This window comes from Kribbella sp. NBC_01510, from assembly GCF_045040325.1.
GTDB lineage: Bacteria > Actinomycetota > Actinomycetes > Propionibacteriales > Kribbellaceae > Kribbella.
Genome location: NZ_CP109418.1, coordinates 6,946,881 through 6,969,430 on the forward strand (window position 1 = coordinate 6,946,881; position 22,550 = coordinate 6,969,430).

Consider the following 22,550-nt stretch of genomic DNA (forward strand, 5'->3'; position numbering starts at 1 on the left):
ACTTGCTGTCAGCCGGCATAACGCGCGACGCCGCGCTTCAGGCTGGCCACTATCGCCGTCCGCTGCGGTTCGTTCGGCACCGCAGCGACCTCGACCGGCTGATGTCGAAGACGCTGCCGAGGTCGTAGGCGCGCGTCTTCACGATCCGGCCGGAGGCGTCGACGCGCGGATCTGGCACGACGCTGTTCAGCGACAAAAGCTTGGTCGACGGCCCTTACTTGGCGACGTATTCCTTGAGGTGTTTGCCGGTGAGCGTGGTGGGCTTGGCGATCAGCTTGGCCGGAGTGCCTTCGAAGACGACCTTGCCGCCGTCGTGACCGGCGCCCGGGCCGAGGTCGATGAGCCAGTCGGCGTGCGCCATCACGGCCTGGTGGTGCTCGATGACGATGACCGACTTCCCGGCGTCGACGAGGCGGTCGAGGAGCGCCAGGAGTTGCTCCACGTCGGCCAGGTGGAGGCCGGTGGTCGGCTCGTCGAGGACCAGGATCCCGCCCGGCTCCCCCATGTGGGTCGCCAGCTTGAGCCGCTGCCGCTCTCCCCCGGACAGCGTGGTCAGCGGCTGGCCGAGACTCACGTAGCCGAGTCCGACATCCGCCAGGCGATCGAGGATCTTGTGTGCGGCCGGCGTACGCGCGTCGCCCTCAGCGAAGAACTCGAGAGCCTCGGCCACCGGCAGCGCGAGTACCTCGGCGATGTTCTTCCCTCCGAACGTGTACTCCAGCACCGCCGCCTGGAACCGCTTGCCCTCGCACTCCTCACACGGCGACTCGACGGTCGCCATCACACCGAGCTCGGTGTAGATCACGCCGGCACCCTTGCAGGCCGGGCAGGCACCCTCGGAGTTCGCGCTGAACAGCGCCGGCTTCACGCCGTTTTCCTTCGCGAACGCCTTCCGGATCGGCTCGAGCAGTCCGGTGTACGTCGCCGGGTTGCTCCGCCGCGATCCCCGGATCGCCCCCTGATCGATCGAGACCACACCATCGAGGTCGGCGATCGAACCGTCGATCAGCGAACTCTTCCCCGAGCCCGCCACCCCGGTCACCACCACGAGGGCACCGAGCGGTACGTCGACATCGACGTTCTGGAGGTTGTTCGTCGAGGCGCTCCGGACCTCGAGCGCACCTGTCGCCGAGCGCACCGACTCCTTCAACGTCGCCCGGTCATCGAGGTGCCGCCCGGTCAGCGTCCCGCTGGTCCGCAACTTGTCGACCGTGCCCTCGAAGACCACCTCGCCACCACCGGACCCAGCGCCCGGACCGAGGTCGACGACGTGGTCGCCGATCACGATGGTCTCCGGCTTGTGTTCCACGACGAGCACGGTGTTGCCCTTGTCGCGCAGTTGCAGCAGCAGTTCGTTCATCCGCTGGATGTCGTGCGGGTGCAGACCGATGGTCGGCTCGTCGAACACATACGTGACGTCGGTCAGCGACGAACCGAGATGACGGATCATCTTGGTGCGCTGCGCCTCACCACCGGACAGCGTGCCGGCGGGTCGATCCAGGGACAGGTAGCCCAGCCCGATCTCGACGAACGCGTCGAGCGCGTCCCCCAGCGCCCCGATCAGCGGCGCCACCGACGGCTCCTTCAGGTCACGCACCCACGCGGCCAGGTCGGTGATCTGCATCATGCACAGGTCGGCGATGTTCTTGCCCTTGATCTTCGACGCCAGCGCCTCCTGGCTGAGCCGGGTCCCGCCGCAGTCCGGGCACGTGGTGAACGTGATCGCACGCTCCACGAACGCACGGATGTGCGGCTGCATCGCCTCGACGTCCTTGGACAGGAACGACTTGTGGATCTGCGGGATCAGCCCGACGTAGGTCAGGTTGATGCCCTCGACCTTGATCTTGGTCGGCTCCCGGTAGAGCAGGTCGTGCAGCTCCTTCTTGGTGTACTTCTTGATCGGCTTGTCCATGTTGAAGTAGCCGCTGCCGCGGAAGATCCGCCCGTACCAGCCCTCCATGCTGTAGCCGGGGATCGTCAGGGCGCCCTCGTTCAGCGACTTGCTGTCGTCGTACAGTGCGGTCAGGTCGAAGTCGGTGACCGCGCCCATGCCCTCGCAGCGCGCGCACATGCCGCCGGCGTAGACGGCCTCGCGCACGACCTTCTTCTCGCCCGCACCCTTGTCGGCGACCATCGACCCGGTCGCCGTCCGCTTCGGGACGTTGAACGAGTACGCCGTCGGCGGGCCGGCGTGCGGCTTCGCGATCCGGCTGAACAGGATCCGCAGCATCGCGTTCGCGTCGGTGGCGGTGCCGACCGTGGAGCGCGGGTTCGAGCCCATCCGCTCCTGGTCGACGATGATCGCGGTGGTCAGGCCGTCGAGTACGTCGACCTCGGGGCGCGCCAGCGACGGCATGAACCCCTGGAGGAACGCGCTGTAGGTCTCGTTGATCAGCCGCTGCGACTCGGCTGCGATCGTGCCGAACACCAGCGAGCTCTTGCCCGAGCCGGACACTCCGGTGAAGACCGTCAGCCGGCGCTTCGGGATCTCGACGCTGATGTCCTTCAGGTTGTTCACCCGCGCTCCGGTGACGCGGATCAGGTCGTGGCTGTCGGCAACTTGTTCGCCGGCCGACCTCGGGGCCTTGCTCATGGGTGTCTCCATCTTATTCAGGACAGCTCATCGCGTCTGGCTGTCGGGCGGAGCCGCGGGCGCGGTCTCCGTTCGGCACGGTCGGGGTCGGCTCAGGAAACCTGGTTGATCCGGATGTGGTTGCCGGCGGGATCGCGGAACGCGCAGTCGCGTACGCCGTACGGCTGGTCGGTCGGCTCCTGGATGACTTCGGCGTCGGTGGCCTGCAGCCGCTCGAACACGCCGTCGATGTCCTTGGTCGCCAGTACCAGGGTGGCGTAGGTGCCCTTGGCCATCATCTCGGCGATGGTCTGGCGCTCGTCCTCGGTGACGCCCGGGTCGGCACCCGGCGGGTAGAGGACGACCGACGTGTCGGGCTGGCCGGCCGGGCCGACGGTGATCCAGCGCATGCCGCCGTACCCGACGTCGGTGCGGATCTCGAAGCCGAGGACGTCGCGGTAGAACGCCAGCGACGCCTCCGGATCGGTGTGCGGGAGGAAACTCGACAGAATCTTGATGTCCATGGACGTCACGCTACGTGCCGCTCGCCGGAGTTGCTTCTCGATTCCTGATCGGCCGGGTCACCTGTTTCGCGACGCACGACGGGATGCCCACGGTCGCGTCGGCCGCCCGCTCGCGGTAGACGCTCGGCGGCATCCCGACCAGCTCGGTGAACCGGGTGCTGAACGTGCCCAGCGACTGGCAGCCGACCGCGAAGCAGACGTCGGTCACGCTCTGGTCGCCGCGGCGCAGCAACATCATCGCCCGCTCGATCCGCCGGGTCATCAGATACCCGTACGGCGACTCTCCGTAGGCACGCTTGAACTCACGGCTGAGGTGGCCGGAGGACATGTGGGCACCCCGGGCGAGCGCCTCCACGTCGAGCGGCTGCGCGTACTCCCGATCGATCCGGTCCTTGACACGCCGCAACCGCGCGAGGTCCCCCAGGCGCTGCGCATCGGCCGGACTGTTGCTCATCCCTGAAATCGTGCCACGTCCCACCGAAGAAGTCATACACGCCTAGGGTGCTCCCCCGAGCAGTTCGGGGGTCAATGAACCGGGCACCCCGACAGCCCGTGGTGGCCCGGACCTGAAACTGCCCGCCGGTGCGGGCTGGTCGGAGGCTGGGTGGGCAGCTCGACAGGAGGTGTCCGCCCTGGCCCCGGCCGGGCCGGCCGGGGCCAGGCGTGAATGCCTCGCCGACCAGCATCCGTGGACCGACACGTCCTGTCGAGCTGCACGCCCAGTCGGCCCGCTCGCACTGACCGCGCGCAACTAGCGGCCGGTGGTGCCGTCGAGTTGTTCGCGGATGATGTCGGCGTGGCCGGCGTGGCGGGCGGTTTCCTCGATGACGCCGAGGATGACCCAGCGAAGGTCATGGGTCTTGCCGTTGCGTGTGACGGGGTGATCGGGGTCGCCGATGGTGGTGATGATGTCGTTCGAGGCCGCGCAGGCGGCGCGGTAGTCGGCGCGGAGGATCTTCAAAGTCAGCGCCGGATCGACGTGCATCGACCGCTTGCCCCGGCTCACCTTGCGGCCGGCGACGATCTCCTCGAACCAGAGGGACTCGGCGAACGTCAGGTGCTGCACCAGGCCGGCGATGTTGGTGCCCGAGCCGACCGTGCTGCGGCGCGCGTCCGCCTCGCTCAGACCCGACAGCTTCTTCAGCACACCCGCGCGCAGCCCATCGAGCGCGGCGCGCAGCTGCTCGAGTTCGGTGGTCATGACGAGCTGCAGGGGCCGACGGTGGAGATGATGCCGCGGTGGTCCGACACGGGGATTTTGTACCAGCCGGCATCGTCGGCGCACCAGCCCGGCTTCACGAACATGTGGTCGATCCGCACCAGGAACGCCGTCCAGTTGCCGATCTCCGACGGCCGGCCCCAGGTGTCCAGCATGGCGTCGGCGAGGTGCTTGCTGAGCACCCGGTAATCCCTGCCGCGGTCGGTAGTGTTGAGGTCTCCGGTAACCACGACCGGGTGGTCGTCGCGCTCGGCCCTCGCCGCGATCTGCTCCATCAGCCGGTGGTGCTCGGCGACAGTGGTCTGGTACGACGCTCCGTCGTCCGGAGGCGACTGGTACGTCGCTCCGCCCGACGTCCACCACGGACGCGGTACGTGCGCGGCGATCAGGTCGAACTCACCCGATGGCGCCTGGACGCGGATCACGAAGCCGGGCAGATCCGGCCCGGGCCGTTCGACCACCGTCAGCGGCCACCGGCTGAAGATGCCGACCGCGGGTCCGTTCCAGTCGGCCACGTGCACCGGGTACGACTCGGACAGCCGAGCGGTCAGTGGAGACCCGATCTCGGAGACGACGAGCACGTCGGCGTGCAGCGCGAGCAGACTGTCGGCGCCCTCGAGCTCGCCGCTGCCGATGTTCGCCGCCGCGATCCGTACGGCGCGAGTCTGGTCGACGGTGCCGGCTCCGTCTGGTATCCACGGCAGCACGGTCGCCACGATTCCGACCAGCAGCGTCGACACGGCAAAGACGATGGCGGCCTTGTGCCGCCGACCCAGCAAGCCCACGATCAACGCTGTCACCAACGTCAGCATCGGCAGCCCGATCGCCAGCACATCGGTCACCACACCGAGCCGGTCGCGCACCAAGAACCATGCCCAAGGCAACAAGGTGGCCACCGCAAGCCCGCCGTAGCGCCGGACGCGCGTCGGTCCGCCACGCACTTCTACCGCAGCCCCCTGCACCTCGGCTCCCCCCACCCCGGATCCCCTCCACCAGCCAGGCTAGGCCCCCTTCCGGCGCTCCGGTACCGACATCACGTGAACAAATCGGCTCAGCGGCGGGCACCCCAGTTGAGACAGGCGACGTTGGTGAGGAGCCAGCCGAAGCCGGTCGCCTGCTGATCATCGACCTCCGGCGTCGGCTGGCAACGGTTGTAGAGCGCTAGGCAGTCCTGCACCGCCCTACGGCAAGTCGACCTCCAGCGGCAGGGTCTTCAGGAAGTCGGTCGCGTCGAACATCGCCCCGGCTGTCGCCACGCCCGTCGTCCGCGTCTCGCCGGCGAGAATCCGTCGTACGGCCTCCACCGCGAGCGGAGCCGTGATCGCGTAGATGTCCTGGCCACGTGCCGTCGCCCGCTGCTCGACCCCATCGGTGCGGACCAGCACGTCGACGACGAAGGACTGGTCGGAGCGGCCTAGCGCGTCGACGGCTACCGGCGCGGGGGTGTCCGCGTTGAACAGGTCGACCGCCGCCTCGACGGTCATATAGGTGCGCACCTCGGGTACGGCGAGGTGGCTGGGGACCGTGACGACGTCGGCCATGGTGAACTCGGGGATCACGCGCCGCAGGCCGAGGGGCTCGGGGAAGATCCAGTCCTCTTGCACCGGCTTGTCGTCGTGGTACTGCAGCTCGCCGCCCGTGAACCGCAACCGGCGTCCGCCGCGACGATCGTGCGAGACCTGTCCGGCGGCGCGCGTACCCGGAGTTGGGTGCCAGCTGCTGAGGCCGTAGGCGACGTGCACCTCGTCGGCGGTGGTCCGCTCCCCCAGCACGGCGGTCGTCAGCAGGTCGCCGAGGCCGCCGTAGAACGCCATCGCCGGGACGACCGGCGTGTCCGCGTGCCTGTCGAGTGTTGACAAGTTCGCCTCGATCTCGGCCGCGACATCGACGTACGGGATCCTCGCCCGGACTGCCGCCTCGACCACCGGCGTGGCGGTCGCCACGAAGGGGCCGGCGCAGTTGATCACGGCCGCGGCCTTGGCGAGCGCCTGGTCGAGCGCGTGCGGGTCGTCGACCGCTGCCGGGCGTACGTCGACGTCGCCCCACTTCGACGCCAGCGTCTCGAGCGTGGTCGCGTCGCGTCCCGCGATGACGGTCGGGAGGCCGCGCCGCAGCAACTCCTCGACGACGAAGCGGCCCGTGTGCCCGGTCGCTCCGTAGACCACTACTGCATTCATTGTCTTCTCCTCCGATTGTCGACGATCGACACGTCGAGTCTCGCCGTCCGACGCACCCGACCGTGAGAGTCCGGAACGACACCATGCGTACACTTTCGGACATGCACACTGTCGCGCTGGCGACCGCCGGGCATCTGCTGCACCTCGAGCTCGGGATCGCGTACGAAATCTTCGGCAATCCACCGCTCGGTCACGTCGACGACTGGTACGAGGTCGTCCTCTGCGGTCCGGGAACGGTCCAGGTCGGTCCCTTCCGGGTCGAGCCCGATGACGGTCTGGATCGGCTGGCCCGCGCGGACACCGTGATCGTGCCGGCGTGTGTGGACATCGACGAGCCGCCGCCGGCTGAGCTGGTCGAGGCAGTCCGAGCGGCGCACGCGGCGGGCGCTCGGATCGCGTCGCTGTGCACGGGTGCGTTCGTGCTTGGTGCCGCAGGGCTGCTGGACGGTCGGAGGGCGACCACCCATTGGGGGCACGCCGCCGCGTTGAGCGCACGTTATCCACAGGCGGAGGTCGATCCGGACGTGCTCTACACCGACAACGGGAGCGTGCTGACCTCCGCGGGCAAGGCGGCTGCCATGGACCTGTGCCTGCATCTGATCCATCTCGACCACGGCGCGACGATCGCGAACTCGGTCGCGCGGCGCCTCGTCGTACAGCCGCATCGGGCCGGTGGTCAGGCGCAGTTCGTGGACACGCCGGTGCAGGTCAGCGGCGACCACACTCTCGCGGACCTCCTGGCCTGGGCGCAGGAGCGACTCGACCAGCCGCTGACCGTGACCGACCTCGCCCGGCAGGCGAACACCAGTCCGCGCCACCTCGGCCGAACCTTCCGCGCGGTGACCGGCCAGACACCACTCCAATGGCTGCTGACCCAGCGCGTCCGGCGCGCCCAACAGTTGCTGGAGGCTACGAACGACGGCATCGAGACAGTCGCCGTCGCGACCGGAATGGGCACCGCCACGACCCTGCGACGCCAGTTCAAGCGTGTCGTCGGCGTACCGCCCGACACCTACAGACGCACCTTCCACAGCACGTAGGCTGCGACCATGGCGACCTACCCGCGACGGATGCACACGGCGTTGGAGGCCACGGATCCGCGCGGCCTGGCGGAGTTCTATCGCGTGTTGCTGGGGTTGCGGTATCGGGCGGGCGACGAGCCGCCGAGTGACGGTACGGCGGATGACGCCGATTGGCTCGTGCTCGTCGACGACGACGGGAATCGGCAGCTCGCGATCCAAGGGGTGGATGTGCTGCCGACGTCCACCTGGCCGTCTCACGACGTACCGATGCAGCTCCACATCGACTACGCCGTACCTTCGGTCGAAGAGTTGCATAGGCACCGGCAGCGGGCCGAAGAGCTCGGCGCCAGGCTGCTCCTGGACCGCACGTCCGAGGATTCCGAGCCGCTCTATGTCCTGGCCGACCCGGCCGGGCATCCGTTCTGTCTCCTCGTGGGGGTCTTGTGAGCAAGCAGACTGGGTACGCCGACGTCAACGGCCTGCGGATGTACTACGAGATCCACGGCTCGGGCGGGACCCCGTTGCTGCTGTTGCACGGCGGGCTGTTCAACATCGACCTGCAGTTCGGTGCTTTGCTGCCTGGACTGGCCGAGAGGCGGCAGGTGATCGCGACCGACTTCCAGGGACACGGCTACACCAATGACATCGACCGTCCGTTGGGCACCGTCGGCCTCGCGTCGGACGTGGTCGGGTTGTTGAAGGAGCTCGACGTACCTCAGGTGGATCTGTTCGGGTTCAGCGTGGGCGGTGCGGTCGCGCTGTACCTGGCGATCAAGCACCCGGAGCTGGTCCGGAAGGCGGTCATCTCGTCGGTGCCGTTCAGCACGGAGGGTGAGCGCCCAGAGAACGCCGCGGTGGGCGAGATGAAGGTGGAGATGATCGCCGGTACGCCGATGGAAGCGGAGTACCTCGCGAAGTCGCCGCACCCGGACCTCGAGCACCTGCAGACCCTGCTCACCAAGCTCGACGGCTACGACCGCGGCACCGCCGGCTGGACCGACGACGACATCCGCGGCATCGCCGCTCCCACCCTCATCACGGTCGGCGACTGCGACGCCGTCAAACTCGACCACGCCGTCCGCTTCCTCCAACTCCGCGGCGGCGACGTGAACGGCGACTTCACCGGGGTCCCCACCTCCCAGCTAGCCGTCTTCCCCGGCACCACCCACTTCAACGGCCTGTCCCGCACCAACCTCGTCCACGACGTGGTCACCACCTTCCTCGACGCCGACTAGCCGGCCGCCAGGTCGACGGGCGCACCTGGCCGTACGCCGGTGGGGCGGCGACCGGGTGGTAGACGACGACCGTGCCGCGGCCGGGGCACGTTGAAGGGGATCTGCAGCTTGGAAGAAGGTTTCAGCCGTCTCGGCCCTGCCAGGTGGTCACGCAGGCTTCGTTCCCCTCCCGGTCGGCAAGCACCCAGAAAGCGGGGGCACGCGTCGCGGACACCAGTCGGCCCCCAGCCGCCAGTGCGGCCTCGACGCGCCGTGGTGCCTCGTCATGCGGAACACAGATGTCGAAGTGGATGCGATTGCGCTGCGGACGCGGCCGGTCCATCTGCTGGAACCAGATGGCCGGGCCCTGCCCGACCGGGTCGACGAGCGGATCCTCCGGCCCATCGGCACCCGCCTCATCGGTATAGCCCAGCACCGCCTTCCAGAACGCCCGAATCCCGGCAATGTCCAGTGCATCAATCGCGATCTCCACTATCTGGACGGACCGCGGTGCCCCCGTTCCGATTTCGGGCTTCGCCAGAAACCCGGAACTGTCCGCGGTGGCAGAGATCCGAAGCGCGAGTTCGACATCCCGGGTGGTAACCGCTGCGCGCTCCAACGACTGCAGAGTGAAGACGACCCGATCAGGGCGGGCATCGACCCGAAGGTGCCGGTCGGCGTCGTCGCCGCACACCGCGACAGCGTCCGCTGCCAAGCCGATCGCCCGAGCCAACGACCCGACCGGGACCGACGTTCGCAAAGTGCCCAGCAAGAAGCGCCACCCAGAGTCCTGGACCGCCTCCGACGCTTCCTGCCGACTCAATGTCTGTTCCATGGCCGCATCCTTGCAGCCCCCACGGTCAGCCCCGCCTGCCGCTACTTCCTGAACAGTCCCTGGTAGCTCAGGCGAAAGACCGGCCAGGCGATCTCCGTGCGCCACGATGTTGGGTTCGGGTCGTCTCGGGGCCCGACGGTGTAGGTCTCCTGGACTGGGCCGGTGACGGTCAGGGTGTGGTTGTGCGCCCAGGTGGCGAGGCGGCCGTAGGTGACGTCGATGTCGTCGTGGGCGCCGTAGTGGATGGTGGCGGCCAGGTCGACGGCGGGGAGTTCGAGTGGGCGCACCCGCCCGTACGACGGTGGGGCGGCGACCGGGTAGTAGACGACGACCCTGCCGCGGGTGGTGGTGAAGAGCTCGTTGTCGTAGTGGCCGCCCGGTGGACCTAGGCGCTGGTGGCTGGGTACGGCGGAGTCCAGCTCGGCCATCGCGCCGTCGTACCAGGGCAAGACGTCGTCCAGGTCGACCACATCGGTGATCGCGGCAACCATTCGGGCCGGTTCGGAACGCAGCTCGACGGCCAACTCGCCAGGGTCAGGCCGCAGCAGGCGTTGCAGCGACGTCACCGCCGTGCGGGTCCGATCGAGTGAGTCCTGCAGCCGGTCGAGGTGCGTGGCGATCAACTCGGCGCGGAGCTCCGGATCGTCGGTCGCGAGGATCTTGCCGACCTCAGCCAGCGGTACGTCGAGCTCACGCAGCCGATGGATCACTTGCGCGGAGGGGATCTGCCCGGTCGTGTAGTACCGGTAGCCGCTGGACGGATCGATCGACGCCGGCTCCAGCAGACCGCTCTCGTGATACCGCCGCAGTGTCCGCACACTCAGCTGCGTCGCCTGCGCGAACTCGCCAATCGTCAGTCCCCGACTCACCCCGCCACTGTGCACCCTCCCCCTGCGAGAGAGTCAATTCCTTGCCCCTCTCCCACCGAGAGGCATCAGGCTGACCGACATGAACATCTCCCTCGACCAGTTGCCCACCACGATCACCGCGTACCTGATCAGCCACACAGCCCGCGATCTCGACGCCGCGATGCGGTGGTACGCCGCCGACGCCGAAGTCACCGACGAAGGCAAGACCTACCACGGCCGCGACGAGATCCGCGCCTGGATGGCTCGGTCTGCCGGCGAGTACACCTACACCACCGAACTGACCGGCGCACGCCAGGTCGACGACCAGACGTACGTCGCCACCCATCACCTCGAGGGCGACTTCCCCGGCGGAACCGTCGACCTCGACTTCACCTTCACCCTCGAGGACGACGTGATCACCAGGCTCGTCATAGCCTGAACCTGCTATGGAGAAAGCACTGGCGGAGTTGCGAGCCCGGATCGTCGCCGCGGCCGGGCGCGAGCATGCGGTCGACGGGTTGCTGTTGTCGATCGTCGACGCGCCGACACCGCCGATGTCTTCCCTGGCGACGCCGACGTTCGCGCTGGTTGCACAAGGCCGGAAGCGGCTCGCGGTCGGCGACCAGGTCTTCGAGTACGGCGCCGGCGACTACCTCGTCGTTTCGGTGGATCTGCCGGTGACCGGGCACTTCGTCGAGGCCTCCAAGGACCAGCCGTGCCTCGGGGTCGGGTTGTCGCTGCGGGCCGAGCTGATCGCCTCGCTGCTGCTGGATGCGGCGGACAGTCAGGTGCCTGGTGGCTCGGTTCAGGCGCTGACTGTCAGCCGTGCGCCCGACGAACTCGTCGACGCCGTGGTCCGCCTGCTTCGGCTTGTCGACGAACCTGAGGATGCCCGGGTGCTCGCGCCACTTGTCGAGCGCGAGCTCCTCTGGCGGCTGCTGCGCAGTCCGCAGGGTGCCGCCGTACGCGAGATCGGGCTCGCGGACAGCAGCCTGTCGCATGTCGCCCGGGTGATCCGCTGGATCCGCGACCACTACACCGAACCGTTCCGGGTCGAGGACCTGGCCGCGCTGGCCGGCATGAGTACGTCGGCGTTCCATCGGCACTTCCGCACAGTCACGGCGATGACGCCGATCCAGTTCCAGAAGAAGATCCGGTTGCAGGAGGCGCGGTTGCGGCTGGTCGGGCTGGGCGAGGACGTGACGAGCACCGGGTACGCCGTGGGTTACGACAGCCCGTCGCAGTTCAGCCGCGAGTACCGGCGCGAGTTCGGTACGCCGCCCAGCCGTGACACCAGCCTGATCCGCGCGGAAGCTTCCCTGCCATAGAGCAGGATCGTGCAAGTAGCGGCGAGCAATTGTCTAGCGACTCTCCTGCGAGAACACGTCTACTGGACAAGTACCTGTTCAAGACGTTCGAGGAGATTGACACGATCATGCAAATAGCTGTGATCACCGGCGGGAGTTCCGGCATCGGGCAGAGCGCGGCCTTCGAGGTCGCGAAGCGCGGCGTCGGGGTGATCCTGACCTACCACGGCAACCGCGACGGCGGCCTGGAGACCGCCGAACGGATCGAGAAGGACGGCGGTACGGCGGTCGCACTGCCACTGGACGTCGGTCGCCCCGACACGTTCGCCGACTTCGCGACCGACGTGCGAGACGTGCTCCAGCGCTGGGGGCGGACGTCGTTCGACTTCCTCGTCAACAATGCGGGCGTCGGGCAACAGCCGGTGATGTTCGAGGACACCACCGAGGAGTTGTTCGATCAGATGCTGCGGATCCATCTCAAGGGTCCGTACTTCCTCACCCAGACGCTCCTGCCGCTGATCGCGGACGGCGGATCGATCGTCTACACCAGCAGCACGTCAGCCCTGGCCAACACGCGACCGGAGCCGGGGTACTCGGTGTACGCGAGCATGAAGGGCGCACAGGTGGTGCTCACCCGCTACCTCGCCAAGGAACTCAGCGTCCGCGGCATCCGGGTCAGCGCCGTCGCTCCTGGCGTGACCCGGACGCGCCTCGGCGACGACGCGTTCGCCCGCTATCCCGAGCTGATCCCGCCGATCGCCGACCGCACCGCCCTCGGCCGCATCGGCGAACCGGACGACCTCGGCACGGTGATCGCGTTCCTCCTCTCCCCCGATGGCGCGTGGATCACCGCCCAGACCCTCGAAGCCTCGGGCGGCTACGACCTCTGACCACTCCAGTCGTCTCCCCACGTCGCGGTCCTGGCGGCGCGGTAACTGCTGGACGACTTAGGCACCACCGTCTGTTCACGTGAACCGGCGGTGGTGCACAGGTCGAGGATCACCCTCCCCTTCGGCCGCGCGGGCCTCCCGATCACCCGGGCCGGCGCGAGATGGGCCGGTGCGCGGGTGGCGACCAGGTAGCTGAACTTCTCGTCCTCGTAGTTGCGCGTGCCGTCCTTCAGGACCCGATGCAGTTCGGTCCGCGGCAGTCGTACGGCGAAGTGGCACCAGTCGGCGGGGACGAGCGGGCACCCCACCTGATGCGGGCAGGGAGCCGCGATCGTCAGACCCTGCTCGATGAGTTGAGCACGAGCATCGAGTATGCGGCGGTGCCCGCGCGGAGTCCCGGGCTCCACGATCACGACGGTGCCGGCGGTCTGCGCCGCTGCGTCGATGAGGTCGCGGCGGGCGGCGTCGGACAGTTCATTGAGGACGTAGCCGATCGTGATCAGGTCGACCTCGCGGTGCGGGCTCCAGTGGCGGAGGTCGGCCGCCGTCCACCTTGGGCCGGCAAGCGGCCCGCTTTGGTTGCCGTCGACAACGTGACGGCCGTGCTCACCATCGGCAAGTCTTCGGCCGAGGCGGATGGCGGCGGGCTCGCGTTCGATGGTCTCGATGGCGATCCCCGGCCAGATGGCGTCAGCCGCCCAGGCGGCCGCGCCGGTTCCCCCGCCGAGGTCGAGGTGAGTCGTGAAGGTGCTGACGACGTGTCGATCAGCCGCGAGCAGGGCGGCGTGGAGCGCACGACAAGTCGCCGGCATTCGTACGACGGCGTACGCGAGGCAGTCGAGGTCGTCGCTCATTCCCGGTGTGCTGTCGTCGACCCGCTCACCCCGATAGCGGTCCGACAAAGCGATGACACGGCGGCGCAGCACGTCGTGCTGGACACCGGCAAGGACGCGGACAAGGGCAGCATGCAGTTGTGTGTCCACGAAGGACATGAGGGAACTCCGGTTCGGTCGGCACGGAGTGCGCGCAGGGCGCACGAGACCCGCGGCCAGACGCCGCGACGCACCAACCGGTCCGGAAAGCTGTCAGAAGGCAGCAGAGAAGGAGGGATTGGCGCGGAACCGGATAACCATGCAAGCCATCACGCACCTCCTCGGATCACACAACAACCGAGACTCTATCCAACGGCACCTCCACTCCGCGCCTGATTTTCAGCGATCCAGGTACGTACAAAGGCAGACCTTGTTGCCCTCGGGATCCGCCAGCACGGTGAACGACGGCGCCTTGTCGTCGGCCACCACCGTCCCGCCGGCCGCCAGCGCCGCCTCGATCCTGGCCGGGACCACCTCAGCCGGAAGCCACAGATCCAGATGGAATCGTTGCCGAGGAGTCTCATGCGCGTCCGTGCCCTGGAACCACAGGGTCACCACCCGTCCGGTCGGGTCGCAGACGTCAAGCCGGTCGTAGACGCCGGGGTCGCCGGCGAGTACGGCGGCCCAGAACGGACCGATCGCGGCCTCGTCGGCCGTATCCAGGCCGAGCTCCACCTCAGCCACGGCCGACGGGTCAGCTGTGAGGCCCAGTGACTGAGCGATCGAGCTGATCCGCCGCGCCAGGTCGACATCCCGCTGCGTCACGTTCGGATAGCCCTCGCCGGTGCCGAGCTTCACCGCGTCGTCGCTGCGCAGCCGCACATCCGCGAAGCCCTTGCCGAGCCGGACCTCGGGCGCATGCTCACCCGAGGCGCAGGCCTCGCCGAGGGCGCTCACGAAGCGAGCGCCGTCGGCGAACGACCCGATCAGGAACCGCGCATGTAAGCCCTGGCCAAGCTTGCGCCAGTTGGCCAGCTCGGCGTCCCGGATCGCCTGCCAGCTCAGCATGTCCATCGCCAACCCCCAAGAAATCGCGGTTCCGAAGAGGTTAGGACACCACGCCGACAGTTCAGATCAGGACTTCCTTGCCGTCCTCGACCACGATGTCCCCGGTTCCGAGCGATCCGAACCCGTCCTGCCGCAGCGTCAGCGACACCGCCCCACCGGGCAGCACCTCGCCGTGGCTGATCTTGTAGGTCGCCGGTACGGCGCCGGCCTCGAACAGCCGCTTCCCCGTCCCCACCACGACCGGGAACTGGATCAGCCGATAGGTGTCCACCAGACCGGCGTCGTGCAGGGTCCGCACGAGCTGCCAGCTCCCGTGCACCTGCAGCTCACGCCCGGGCTGTTCCTTCAGCCGCCGTACCTGCTCCACGATGTCGTCACCGCGGAGCACGGTGGTGTCGCCCCACGCCGCATCCTCGTCGGAGAGCGTGTTGCTGACGACGTACTTCTTCCAGGTGTTCAACGCGGTGGACACGATGTTGTCCGGCTCCACCGTCACCTGCGACCAGAACGTGCGCATCATCTCGAACGTCGACCGGCCGAGCAGGATCGCGTCCGCCTCCCGGAACCACCCGTCGACCGGGTCCAGCTGGCCGTCGGCCGCGTGCGGCACGAGCCAACCGCCGTACTCGAACCCGTTGCTTCGGTCCTCGTCCGGTCCGCCCGGCCCCTGCATGACACCGTCGAGGCTGACGAAGACGTTGACGCTGAGCTCCATGACTTCTCCCTAGGTAGAGGTGCTCTCACCCAGGCGTCGATCAGCTCCCGCCGGACTCGACACGCAGTACGGCGAGATCTCGCTCGGCGTACATCCGGTGCTCCCACTCCTCGCTCAGAATGCAGCCGAGACAGTCGCTGACCTGGTAACTCTGCGACGCCGGATACCCGGGCTCGGTCACTGGCACGGTCATTTCACTCAGCCGCTCGTCGGTGAGCTCAGCGAAGACGTCCCGAACGGTCTGCATCCGGTCGGCCCGCAACACGAGCACCTCGTCCAGTGACGGGCGTACGGCGCGATCGCGCGGAACGGGCGGTACGTCGTGCATCTCGTCGTGCGGAAGGTCCAGCGGGTCCCAGGGAGCCGGGTCGCCGAGGACGGTACGCCGTACCCAGGCATCGGTCGCGAAGACGAGGTGCCGCTGCGTCTCGATGAACGACCACTCACCGTCGACGGACTCGTGCAACAGCTCCGGCGGCAACTGCCGGGCCCGCTCGACGGTCTCCCTCCACAGCCGCTCGAGCAGTTCCCACGCCTCCCGGTAACCGTCCGCGTCCGCAGGGCGCATCTTCTCGCGACCGGGGTGACGACGGTTGAGCTCTGCATCGATCAGCGGTACGACGTCAACGCCCCAGACCCTCAGGTTGCGGATGTCGCCGTCGAGCGACACGTCGTTCAGGGATGCGCCGCGGATGGTCGCGCCGTTGAGGTTGACGTTGTCGAAGCGGGCACCGCGCAGGTCGACATCGTGAAACACCGCCTCCCGCAGCGACGACCGTTCGAACCGCGCGGCGGCGAGGTCTTGGTCCTTGAACTCGGTCACCCGCCCAGCTTGGCGTGAGCCCGCCCGGGGCCACAATGGCGGACAAAGGCGAGTTCCGTCCCGCCTTCTGATTGAACGGAGCGGCATGTACCGCAGGCTCGTCCTCAAGCTGTCCGGGCAGGCGATCGCCGGCTCGAACGACTTCGGCTTCGACAGCGACCGGCTCACCCACCTCGCGAACGAGGTGATCGCGCTGCACGCCACCGGCATCCAGGTCGCGGTCATCGTCGGCGGCGGCAACGTCTTCCGCGGCAACCGGTCCGACGAGTGGGGTATCGACCGCGTCGAGGCCGACAACATCGGCATGCTCGGCACTGTCATCAACGCCGTCCTCCTGCGCGGCCGGCTCACGGCGCTCGGTGCCGACGACGTCCACCTGATGACGGCGATCCCGATCAACAACCTGGCCGAGCCGTATATCCGGCTGCGCGCCCTCCGGCACCTGGAGAAGGGCTCGATCGTCCTGCTTGCCAGCGGCAACGGACAGCCGTTCACCACCACCGACTACCCGGCCGTCCAGCGCGCGATCGAGCTCGACGCCGACGCCCTCCTGGTCGCCAAGAACGGCACCGACGGCGTGTACGACGCCGACCCGAACAAGCACCCGGACGCCCGCCGCTTCGACCACCTGACCTACCAGGAAGTCATCGACCGCGGCCTGGGTGTGATGGACCAGACGGCCTTCATCCTGGCCCGTGACCACCACCTCCCCCTCCACGTCTTCGACATCGACCGCCCCTCCGCCGCCGCCTCCATCACCATCGGCACCCCCATCGGCACCCTGATCAACTGACCAGTTCCCGGGCGATCGTGTCGACGTGTGGCTGGAACCAGTCGCCGCGGGCGGAGTGCTCTGCGTGGAGGGCCATCAGGGACCAGAGGGCGCGATAGAGCGAGAGGGTGTGGTTGATGTACGGCGTGCGGGAGAGAGGGTAGCCGGTCAGGAATGCGGCGGTGGGTGCCGGGCCGGACATGGTGAAGCGGGCGATGTCGAAGAGGGGGTCGCCGTACATGGCGTCGCCCCAGTCGAGGACGCCGGTGAGCTTGTTGCCTACGGCATAGAGGTGGCGGGGGTGGAGGTCGCCGTGCAGCAGAGCCGGCTTGATGTCGGCGACGGTGCGGACGAAGGGCGGGACGGTGTCGCGGAGCCGCTGGGCGAGCTGGTCGGGGAGGACACTGGTCAGGCGGTCGAGGGTTTCGATCGGCTTGAGAAGGTTCGTGGGCCAATCCGCCGAGGGGTCGTGGATCGTGTGGAGGCGACGGAGGCAGCGGCCGGCCTCGGCGAGGACCTGTGGGGAGTTGGTGGGCTCACCCGGGAGTTCGGCAGTGATCAGGTACGTCGGGGCCGTGAGGTCGACCGCGATGACTCGAGGGCTGGGGACGTCGAGCGAGCGGGCGAGATCGCAGGCTTCGGCTTCCGCGGCAATGGTGTTGCCGGACTTGAGGTAGTAGACGCCGGACGGCGTGTGCAGGCGGAAGGTCTGGTTGGCCGCGAAGTCGTTGACCGGCTCGACGCGGGTGATCCGACCGATCACTGGGGACGCGAGCGGTCGTGGATCGAGGGGCGGCACGTCGTTAGCGTACCGACGGTGTAGTGCTCGTCTAAATGGTTTGCGGGGCCGCACCGGGAGTTGGTGTACTCGTGGGCGTACCAGCAGGTGTCTAGTCAAGGAGTTCTGTCATGCGACCTCGCTTCATGTCTGTCGCGGAAGGAATTGACACCTGTTCAAAGGACATGAAGCTGCGTGAAAGTACTGAACCTTGGGATCCTGGCGCATGTCGACGCCGGTAAGACGAGCCTGACCGAGCGGCTGCTCTACGCCGCCGGGGTCATCGACGAGATCGGTAGCGTCGACGACGGCAGCACCCAGACCGATTCCCTCGCGCTGGAACGTCAGCGCGGTATCACGATCAAGTCGGCGGTCGTATCGTTCACGATCGGCCAGGCCGACCCTGTCACGGTCAACCTGATCGACACCCCCGGCCACCCGGACTTCATCGCCGAGGTGGAGCGGGCGCTCAGCGTGCTCGACGGCGCGGTGCTGGTCATCTCGGCCGTCGAAGGCGTCCAGGCGCAGACCCGGGTGCTGATGCGGACGCTGCAGCGCCTGAAGATCCCGACGCTGATCTTCGTCAACAAAGTTGACCGGGCCGGCGCGCAGTACGACGCCGTACTCAAGTCGATCGCGGACAAGCTGACCCCGGCGCTTGTCCCGATGGGCGAGGCCACGCAGCTAGGCACCCCGGAAGCGACGTTCACCGAGTCGTACGGCGCCCTCCTCGAAGTACTCGCCGAGCGCGACGACGACCTGCTCCGGATGTTCGTGGACGGCGAGCCGCTCTCCCGTGACGCCCTGAAGCGAGCGCTGGCCAAGCAGACAAAGGACGCGCTCGTGCATCCGGTCTACTTCGGCTCCGCCATCACCGGTGCGGGCACGGAGGCGCTGACCGAAGGCATCCGCGAACTGCTCCCGCTGGCCGGCACCCAGGAGGAACCGGTCGACGGAGCGGTCTTCAAGGTCGAGCGCGGCCCGGCCGGCGAGAAGATCGCCTACGTCCGGATGTTCTCCGGCACGGTGCGAGTTCGGGAGCGGCTGGGCTTCCGGGCCGGCGCCGAGGCCAAGGTCACCGCGCTCCGCGTCTTCGGCGAGGGCGGCGCGACCCCTGCCGCCGAGGTGCGCGCCGGGCAGATCGCGCGGGTCTGGGGCCTCGCCGATATCCAGATCGGCGACCGGCTGAGCGATCTGTGGAACATTACTGCCGCTGAGCGACCATTTGTTTCCCCAAACCCGGTCATGTTCGCGCCGCCCACCCTGGAGACCGTGGTCTACCCGAAGGAGCTGCGTGACAAGGGCAACCTTCGCGTCGCGCTGACCCAGCTCGCGGAGCAGGACCCGCTGATCAACCTGCGCCAGGACGATCTCCGCCAGGAGATCTCGGTGTCCCTGTACGGCGAGGTCCAGAAGGAGGTCATCCAGACCACCCTCGCGACCGAGTTCGGGATCGAGGCCGGCTTCCGCGAGACGACCACGATCTGCATCGAGCGACTCGACGGCACCGGCGCGGCGGTCGAGTTCAACAAGAAGGACCCGAACCCGTTCCTCGCCACCGTCGGTCTCCGGCTCGAACCCGCCCCGGTCAACGCCGGTGTCAGCTTCGAGCTGGAGGTCGAGCTCGGCTCGATGCCGTACGCGTTCATCAAGGCCGTCGAGGAGACCGTCCGCGAGACGCTCGGCCAGGGCATTCACGGCTGGCAGATCCCCGACGCGCGGGTGGTGATGACGCACTCCGGCTACTCGGCGCGGCAGAGTCATGCCCACGCCGTCTTCGACAAGAGCATGTCGAGCACGGCCGGCGACTTCCGCTTCCTGACCCCGCTGGTCCTGATGACGGCCCTCCAGCAAGCCGGTACGACGGTGCACGAGCCGATGCACCGCTTCCGGCTGGAGATCCCGACCGACACGACTCGGGCCGCACTCGCGGCTCTGGCCCGGCTGCGCGCGATCCCGCAGGTGCCGGCGCTGGCCGCGGAAACCTCAACCCTGGAAGGAGAAATCCCCGCGGCCGCCGTCTACGAACTCGAGCAACTGCTGCCCGCCCTCACCCGCGGCGAAGGCGTGCTGGAGTCCGCGTTCGAGCGCTACCAACCCGTCACCGGCCCGATCCCGGAACGCCCTCGGACCGACCACGACCCACTCAACCGGCGGGATTACCTCCTGCACGTGCAGCGCCGGGTTTGATGCCGTGGACAACAGTCGCACCGAGCTCGTCGTCGGACGTCACGCGAGCCGTCAGGCCCTGATCCGTCAGCACAGCTGCGGCCGGCGGGGCCTGATGCTCGCTCATCTCCACGAACAGGTGCCCACCCGGGGCAAGCCAGCTCAACGCCCCCGCCGCAACCCGGCGGAATGTGGCGAGCCCGTCCGGCCCACCGTCCAGCGTCACGTGCGGCTCGTAGAGCCGAGCCTCGGGCGGCAGCAGCCGGATCTCGTTGGTGGGCACGTACGGCACGTTCGCGAGCAGTACGTCGATCCGCCCCCGCAACTGATCCGGCAACGCGGAGAACAGGTCGCCCTGATACACCGAGCCGCGCCACGGCACCAGATTGCGCCGGGCACACCGAACCGCGGCCAGCTCGATGTCGGCGGCGTACAACGACACCTCGCGCTCCGCCGCGATCGCCGCACCCAACGCGCCCGACCCACAGCCGAGGTCCAGTACGACGGCGCCCGGTGTGGTCACCTCCAGCGCCTCGGCGACGAGGAACTCGGTCCGGCGGCGTGGGATGAACACACCGGGATCGACCGCGATCCTCAGTCCGCGGAACGACGCCCAGCCGAGGACGTGTTCGAGTGGCAACCCAGCCACACGCTGGTCGACCATGGCGGCCACCTCGGCCGCGTCCCGCGCGGTCTCGACGATCAGCGCGGCCTCGTCCTCGGCGAAGACGCACCCGGACGCGCGCAGTCGCTCGACGACAGCGCCGAGCTCAACAGAAGGAACAGAAGATACAGACACAGAACCCCTTAGAACCGAGGCTCCCGCGGTCAGTCTCAGAAGCTGACCACTCGAGGCGGGAGCAACCAACCTGCCTGTCCGGTGATCGGTCCCACCTCCTCAGTCCGTCGTCCCTGGTGCGATCCACCCTACCCGAAAGCGTTCACTCCGGTGAGCTCCGCGGAGACCGCCCACAACCGGGCGGCCGACGCCGGGTCGATCGCGTACGGCCGGACGCCCGGGCTGTCGTCGGTGGACACCTCGGCGATCTCGCAGTCCTCGCAGAACACGCCGCCGAGCCCGTCGAGCTGTGCCGACGTCGCGGCCCACACCTGGGTCGCGGCGCCCTGTTCCGGGGACTTGAAGCCGGGGTTCAGCGGGTTGCCGTCCTCGTCGATCCAGCCGAAGGCGACCATCTCCTCGCGCGGCAGATGCCGCTGCAACGGGGTCAGGATGCCGCCCGGGTGCAGCGCGAACGCGCGCACGCCGGAGTCCTTGCCCAGGGCATCGAGCTGCACGGCGAACAGCACGTTGGCGGTCTTCGCCTGCCCGTACGCCTGCCACTTGTCGTACCCCTGCCGGAACTCCAGGTCGTCCCAGCGGATGTCCGAGCGCCGGTGTCCGGTCGACGACACCGACACCACGCGCGCACCACCATCGGCCACCAGCGCCGGCCAGAGGCGGTTCACCAGCGCGAAGTGCCCGAGGTGGTTGGTCGCGAACTGCGCCTCCCAGCCCGGCCCGACCCGCGTCTCCGGCGCGGCCATGATCGCCGCGTTGTCGATCATGAGGTCGATCGACCGCCCGGACGCCAGGAACCGATCGGCGAACGCCCGCACACTCTCCAGATCCCCGAGATCCAGCTCGTCGATCTCGACGTTCGAGAGCCCCTCCAGCGCCGCGCGCGCGGCGTCCGGCCGCCGTGCCGGTACGACGACGTGCGCACCGGCCTTGGTCAGCGCACGTGTCGTTTCGAGGCCGAGACCGGAGTATCCGCCGGTGACGACGGCCAGCTTGCCGGTCAGGTCGATCCCGGCGAGGACGTCGTCCGCGGTGCTGTCGTGCCCGAACCCCGAACCGATCTTGTGCTGTGCAGTCATGTCTTGGACTCTACGAGTTCGCGCACACTCTAGGTCAAGCGTCGAGGTGCGGGTTCTGCCGCAGTGACTCCGCCAGCCGCTGCAGGGCCGGGTTCGGACTGTCGGGGCTCCAGCAGGCGTGCAGCGTGACCGAATGCGCGTCGGCCGCGTCGAGCTCACGGTAACGGACCCCCTCGACTCCCATCGCCATGATCGAACGCGGGATCAACGCGCACCCCAGACCGGCCCGGACGAGCGCGAGCATCGTGGGCACCTGCGATGCCAGCTGACTGACGGCGTACCGATCCATGCCGATCATCGCGGCGCAGATGTCGTGCAGGTACTGCGAACCCTCGGGGCTGTAGCCGATGTAGTCGTCGGTGGCGTCGGCGAGGGTGACCGGGGTGTCGCCGGTCGCGAGCGGATGATCGGTCGGTACGGCGAGAACCAGATCCTCCGAATGCACCAGCACCGACTCGAATTGCGATGGGATCGGTGGCCGGACGAGGCCGATGTCGATCTCCAGGTTCGCCAACGCCTCGAACTGCGCCGGGCTGACGAGCTCCGTGAGCTCTGAGGTCACCGCCGGCGTGCGTTTCCCGACCATGGTGAGGAAGTCCGCGAGTACGGCGTACGCACCGATGGCGGTGAACGCGATCCGCAGGGTCCCGGTCTGGCCGTCGGCGGCCCGGCGAGTCGCCTCCGGAGCGACCTCGAGCAGCGCGAGCACCCGGCGAGCGTGTTCGAGGAAGACATCACCGGCCGCGGTCAGGCGCACTCCCCGGCCGGTCCGGTCGAACAGCCGGACGTCGAGGGTTCGCTCCAGCCCCTGGATCTGCCGCGTGAGCGGTGGCTGGGTCAGGTTGAGCCGCTGGGCGGCCCGACCGTAGTGGAGTTCCTCGGCGACGGCAACGAACCCCCGGAGCTGCTGCAGCGACAAGTCCATAC

25 protein-coding genes are annotated in these 22,550 nt (G+C 68.3%); 8 read left to right on the forward strand and 17 right to left on the reverse strand.

The window, feature by feature from the left end; translation table 11 throughout:
- Nucleotides 1–214: 214 nt before the first annotated feature.
- The 7 genes from OG558_RS34350 to OG558_RS34380 form a co-directional block, all read right to left on the reverse strand.
- Nucleotides 215–2,593 (reverse strand): ATP-binding cassette domain-containing protein, encoded by a 2,379-nt coding sequence (locus OG558_RS34350; RefSeq protein WP_405066694.1) that lies wholly within the window; start codon nt 2,591–2,593, stop codon nt 215–217.
- 92 nt (nt 2,594–2,685) lie between these two features.
- Nucleotides 2,686–3,096: a VOC family protein gene (locus OG558_RS34355; RefSeq protein WP_405066695.1), complete on the reverse strand. Its 411-nt coding sequence runs from the start codon at nt 3,094–3,096 to the stop codon at nt 2,686–2,688.
- Nucleotides 3,097–3,106: 10 nt separating this feature from the next.
- Entirely contained in the window at nt 3,107–3,550 is a 444-nt protein-coding gene (locus OG558_RS34360; RefSeq protein ID WP_328520806.1) for a helix-turn-helix transcriptional regulator, read from the reverse strand.
- A 297-nt stretch (nt 3,551–3,847) separates the two neighbouring features.
- Nucleotides 3,848–4,297 (reverse strand): DinB family protein, encoded by a 450-nt coding sequence (locus OG558_RS34365; protein WP_405066696.1) that lies wholly within the window; start codon nt 4,295–4,297, stop codon nt 3,848–3,850.
- Nucleotides 4,294–5,277 carry an endonuclease/exonuclease/phosphatase family protein gene (locus OG558_RS34370; protein ID WP_405066697.1) on the reverse strand — a complete coding sequence of 328 codons (984 nt, stop codon included), beginning with the start codon at nt 5,275–5,277 and terminating at the stop codon, nt 4,294–4,296. The genes OG558_RS34365 and OG558_RS34370 overlap by 4 nt, the downstream gene beginning before the upstream one ends.
- An 89-nt stretch (nt 5,278–5,366) precedes the next feature.
- A complete protein-coding gene (locus OG558_RS34375) occupies nt 5,367–5,492 on the reverse strand; it encodes a hypothetical protein (protein ID WP_405066698.1) in 126 nt (41 codons plus the stop codon).
- Between the two features lie 4 nt (nt 5,493–5,496).
- Nucleotides 5,497–6,492, reverse strand: a complete 996-nt coding sequence (locus tag OG558_RS34380; protein ID WP_405066699.1) for a saccharopine dehydrogenase family protein — start codon at nt 6,490–6,492, stop codon at nt 5,497–5,499.
- A 101-nt stretch (nt 6,493–6,593) separates the two neighbouring features.
- Here OG558_RS34380 and OG558_RS34385 point away from each other — a divergent pair, with 101 nt between their 5' ends.
- Genes OG558_RS34385 through OG558_RS34395 form a run of 3 tightly spaced genes read left to right on the forward strand, consistent with a single transcriptional unit; the run spans nt 6,594 to nt 8,749 of the window.
- Complete coding sequence (locus tag OG558_RS34385; protein WP_405066700.1) at nt 6,594–7,532, forward strand: helix-turn-helix domain-containing protein; 939 nt, start codon at nt 6,594–6,596, stop codon at nt 7,530–7,532.
- 9 nt (nt 7,533–7,541) lie between these two features.
- A complete protein-coding gene (locus tag OG558_RS34390; RefSeq protein ID WP_405066701.1) occupies nt 7,542–7,961 on the forward strand; it encodes a VOC family protein in 420 nt (139 codons plus the stop codon).
- Nucleotides 7,958–8,749, forward strand: coding sequence for an alpha/beta fold hydrolase (locus OG558_RS34395; protein ID WP_405066702.1), 792 nt, complete (start codon nt 7,958–7,960; stop codon nt 8,747–8,749). Before OG558_RS34390 ends, OG558_RS34395 begins: the two co-directional genes overlap by 4 nt.
- Before the next feature lie 121 nt (nt 8,750–8,870).
- Here the strand turns inward: OG558_RS34395 and OG558_RS34400 are convergent, their stop codons facing one another.
- Complete coding sequence (locus tag OG558_RS34400; protein ID WP_405066703.1) at nt 8,871–9,563, reverse strand: VOC family protein; 693 nt, start codon at nt 9,561–9,563, stop codon at nt 8,871–8,873.
- A gap of 41 nt (nt 9,564–9,604) precedes the next feature.
- A complete protein-coding gene (locus tag OG558_RS34405) occupies nt 9,605–10,432 on the reverse strand; it encodes a MerR family transcriptional regulator (RefSeq protein ID WP_405066704.1) in 828 nt (275 codons plus the stop codon).
- A 79-nt stretch (nt 10,433–10,511) separates the two neighbouring features.
- On the opposite strand from OG558_RS34405, the gene OG558_RS34410 reads away from it, so the two are divergent.
- The 3 genes from OG558_RS34410 to OG558_RS34420 all read left to right on the forward strand — a co-directional run bounded on the left by OG558_RS34410 (nt 10,512) and on the right by OG558_RS34420 (nt 12,608).
- Nucleotides 10,512–10,850, forward strand: coding sequence for a nuclear transport factor 2 family protein (locus tag OG558_RS34410; protein WP_405066705.1), 339 nt, complete (start codon nt 10,512–10,514; stop codon nt 10,848–10,850).
- 7 nt (nt 10,851–10,857) lie between these two features.
- A complete protein-coding gene (locus tag OG558_RS34415; RefSeq protein WP_405066706.1) occupies nt 10,858–11,739 on the forward strand; it encodes an AraC family transcriptional regulator N-terminal domain-containing protein in 882 nt (293 codons plus the stop codon).
- A 107-nt stretch (nt 11,740–11,846) separates the two neighbouring features.
- Nucleotides 11,847–12,608, forward strand: coding sequence for an SDR family NAD(P)-dependent oxidoreductase (locus OG558_RS34420; RefSeq protein ID WP_405066707.1), 762 nt, complete (start codon nt 11,847–11,849; stop codon nt 12,606–12,608).
- On the opposite strand, the gene OG558_RS34425 is transcribed toward OG558_RS34420, so the two are convergent.
- The 4 genes from OG558_RS34425 to OG558_RS34440 form a co-directional block, all read right to left on the reverse strand.
- Complete coding sequence (locus OG558_RS34425) at nt 12,596–13,600, reverse strand: small ribosomal subunit Rsm22 family protein (protein WP_405066708.1); 1,005 nt, start codon at nt 13,598–13,600, stop codon at nt 12,596–12,598. The two genes, OG558_RS34420 and OG558_RS34425, sit on opposite strands and share 13 nt — an antisense overlap.
- Before the next feature lie 219 nt (nt 13,601–13,819).
- Entirely contained in the window at nt 13,820–14,494 is a 675-nt protein-coding gene (locus OG558_RS34430; RefSeq protein ID WP_405066709.1) for a VOC family protein, read from the reverse strand.
- 55 nt (nt 14,495–14,549) lie between these two features.
- The gene (locus OG558_RS34435; protein ID WP_329477129.1) at nt 14,550–15,203 is read right to left on the reverse strand and encodes a dihydrofolate reductase family protein; all 654 of its coding nucleotides are present in this window, start codon (nt 15,201–15,203) and stop codon (nt 14,550–14,552) included.
- Between the two features lie 40 nt (nt 15,204–15,243).
- The gene (locus OG558_RS34440) at nt 15,244–16,026 is read right to left on the reverse strand and encodes a DinB family protein (RefSeq protein ID WP_405066710.1); all 783 of its coding nucleotides are present in this window, start codon (nt 16,024–16,026) and stop codon (nt 15,244–15,246) included.
- Nucleotides 16,027–16,111: 85 nt separating this feature from the next.
- Here OG558_RS34440 and pyrH point away from each other — a divergent pair, with 85 nt between their 5' ends.
- Nucleotides 16,112–16,819: a UMP kinase gene (gene pyrH, locus OG558_RS34445; protein ID WP_405066711.1), complete on the forward strand. Its 708-nt coding sequence runs from the start codon at nt 16,112–16,114 to the stop codon at nt 16,817–16,819.
- On the opposite strand, the gene OG558_RS34450 is transcribed toward pyrH, so the two are convergent.
- Nucleotides 16,812–17,597: a phosphotransferase family protein gene (locus OG558_RS34450; RefSeq protein ID WP_405066712.1), complete on the reverse strand. Its 786-nt coding sequence runs from the start codon at nt 17,595–17,597 to the stop codon at nt 16,812–16,814. The genes pyrH and OG558_RS34450 overlap by 8 nt on opposite strands.
- Before the next feature lie 174 nt (nt 17,598–17,771).
- Between OG558_RS34450 and OG558_RS34455 the strand changes: the two genes are divergently transcribed.
- Nucleotides 17,772–19,766 carry a GTP-binding protein gene (locus OG558_RS34455; protein ID WP_405066713.1) on the forward strand — a complete coding sequence of 665 codons (1,995 nt, stop codon included), beginning with the start codon at nt 17,772–17,774 and terminating at the stop codon, nt 19,764–19,766.
- On the opposite strand, the gene OG558_RS34460 is transcribed toward OG558_RS34455, so the two are convergent.
- The 3 genes from OG558_RS34460 to OG558_RS34470 form a co-directional block, all read right to left on the reverse strand.
- Nucleotides 19,723–20,544 carry a putative protein N(5)-glutamine methyltransferase gene (locus tag OG558_RS34460; RefSeq protein ID WP_405066714.1) on the reverse strand — a complete coding sequence of 274 codons (822 nt, stop codon included), beginning with the start codon at nt 20,542–20,544 and terminating at the stop codon, nt 19,723–19,725. The genes OG558_RS34455 and OG558_RS34460 overlap by 44 nt on opposite strands.
- Nucleotides 20,545–20,672: 128 nt before the next feature.
- Nucleotides 20,673–21,623, reverse strand: coding sequence for an SDR family NAD(P)-dependent oxidoreductase (locus OG558_RS34465; RefSeq protein ID WP_405066715.1), 951 nt, complete (start codon nt 21,621–21,623; stop codon nt 20,673–20,675).
- 34 nt (nt 21,624–21,657) lie between these two features.
- Nucleotides 21,658–22,548 (reverse strand): LysR substrate-binding domain-containing protein, encoded by an 891-nt coding sequence (locus OG558_RS34470; protein WP_329477115.1) that lies wholly within the window; start codon nt 22,546–22,548, stop codon nt 21,658–21,660.
- Nucleotides 22,549–22,550: the final 2 nt, after the last annotated feature.

Coding starts and splice junctions, on each gene's coding strand:
- OG558_RS34420 (WP_405066707.1), top strand. CDS start 11,847: ATGCAAATAGCTGTGATCACCGGCGGGAGTTCCGGCATCGGGCAGAGC.
- OG558_RS34400 (WP_405066703.1), bottom strand. CDS start 9,563: ATGGAACAGACATTGAGTCGGCAGGAAGCGTCGGAGGCGGTCCAGGAC.
- OG558_RS34390 (WP_405066701.1), top strand. CDS start 7,542: ATGGCGACCTACCCGCGACGGATGCACACGGCGTTGGAGGCCACGGAT.
- OG558_RS34470 (WP_329477115.1), bottom strand. CDS start 22,548: ATGGACTTGTCGCTGCAGCAGCTCCGGGGGTTCGTTGCCGTCGCCGAG.
- OG558_RS34410 (WP_405066705.1), top strand. CDS start 10,512: ATGAACATCTCCCTCGACCAGTTGCCCACCACGATCACCGCGTACCTG.
- OG558_RS34415 (WP_405066706.1), top strand. CDS start 10,858: ATGGAGAAAGCACTGGCGGAGTTGCGAGCCCGGATCGTCGCCGCGGCC.
- OG558_RS34385 (WP_405066700.1), top strand. CDS start 6,594: ATGCACACTGTCGCGCTGGCGACCGCCGGGCATCTGCTGCACCTCGAG.
- OG558_RS34355 (WP_405066695.1), bottom strand. CDS start 3,096: ATGGACATCAAGATTCTGTCGAGTTTCCTCCCGCACACCGATCCGGAG.
- OG558_RS34350 (WP_405066694.1), bottom strand. CDS start 2,593: ATGAGCAAGGCCCCGAGGTCGGCCGGCGAACAAGTTGCCGACAGCCAC.
- OG558_RS34425 (WP_405066708.1), bottom strand. CDS start 13,600: ATGTCCTTCGTGGACACACAACTGCATGCTGCCCTTGTCCGCGTCCTT.
- OG558_RS34365 (WP_405066696.1), bottom strand. CDS start 4,297: ATGACCACCGAACTCGAGCAGCTGCGCGCCGCGCTCGATGGGCTGCGC.
- pyrH (WP_405066711.1), top strand. CDS start 16,112: ATGTACCGCAGGCTCGTCCTCAAGCTGTCCGGGCAGGCGATCGCCGGC.
- OG558_RS34465 (WP_405066715.1), bottom strand. CDS start 21,623: ATGACTGCACAGCACAAGATCGGTTCGGGGTTCGGGCACGACAGCACC.
- OG558_RS34430 (WP_405066709.1), bottom strand. CDS start 14,494: ATGGACATGCTGAGCTGGCAGGCGATCCGGGACGCCGAGCTGGCCAAC.
- OG558_RS34360 (WP_328520806.1), bottom strand. CDS start 3,550: ATGAGCAACAGTCCGGCCGATGCGCAGCGCCTGGGGGACCTCGCGCGG.
- OG558_RS34380 (WP_405066699.1), bottom strand. CDS start 6,492: ATGAATGCAGTAGTGGTCTACGGAGCGACCGGGCACACGGGCCGCTTC.
- OG558_RS34435 (WP_329477129.1), bottom strand. CDS start 15,203: ATGGAGCTCAGCGTCAACGTCTTCGTCAGCCTCGACGGTGTCATGCAG.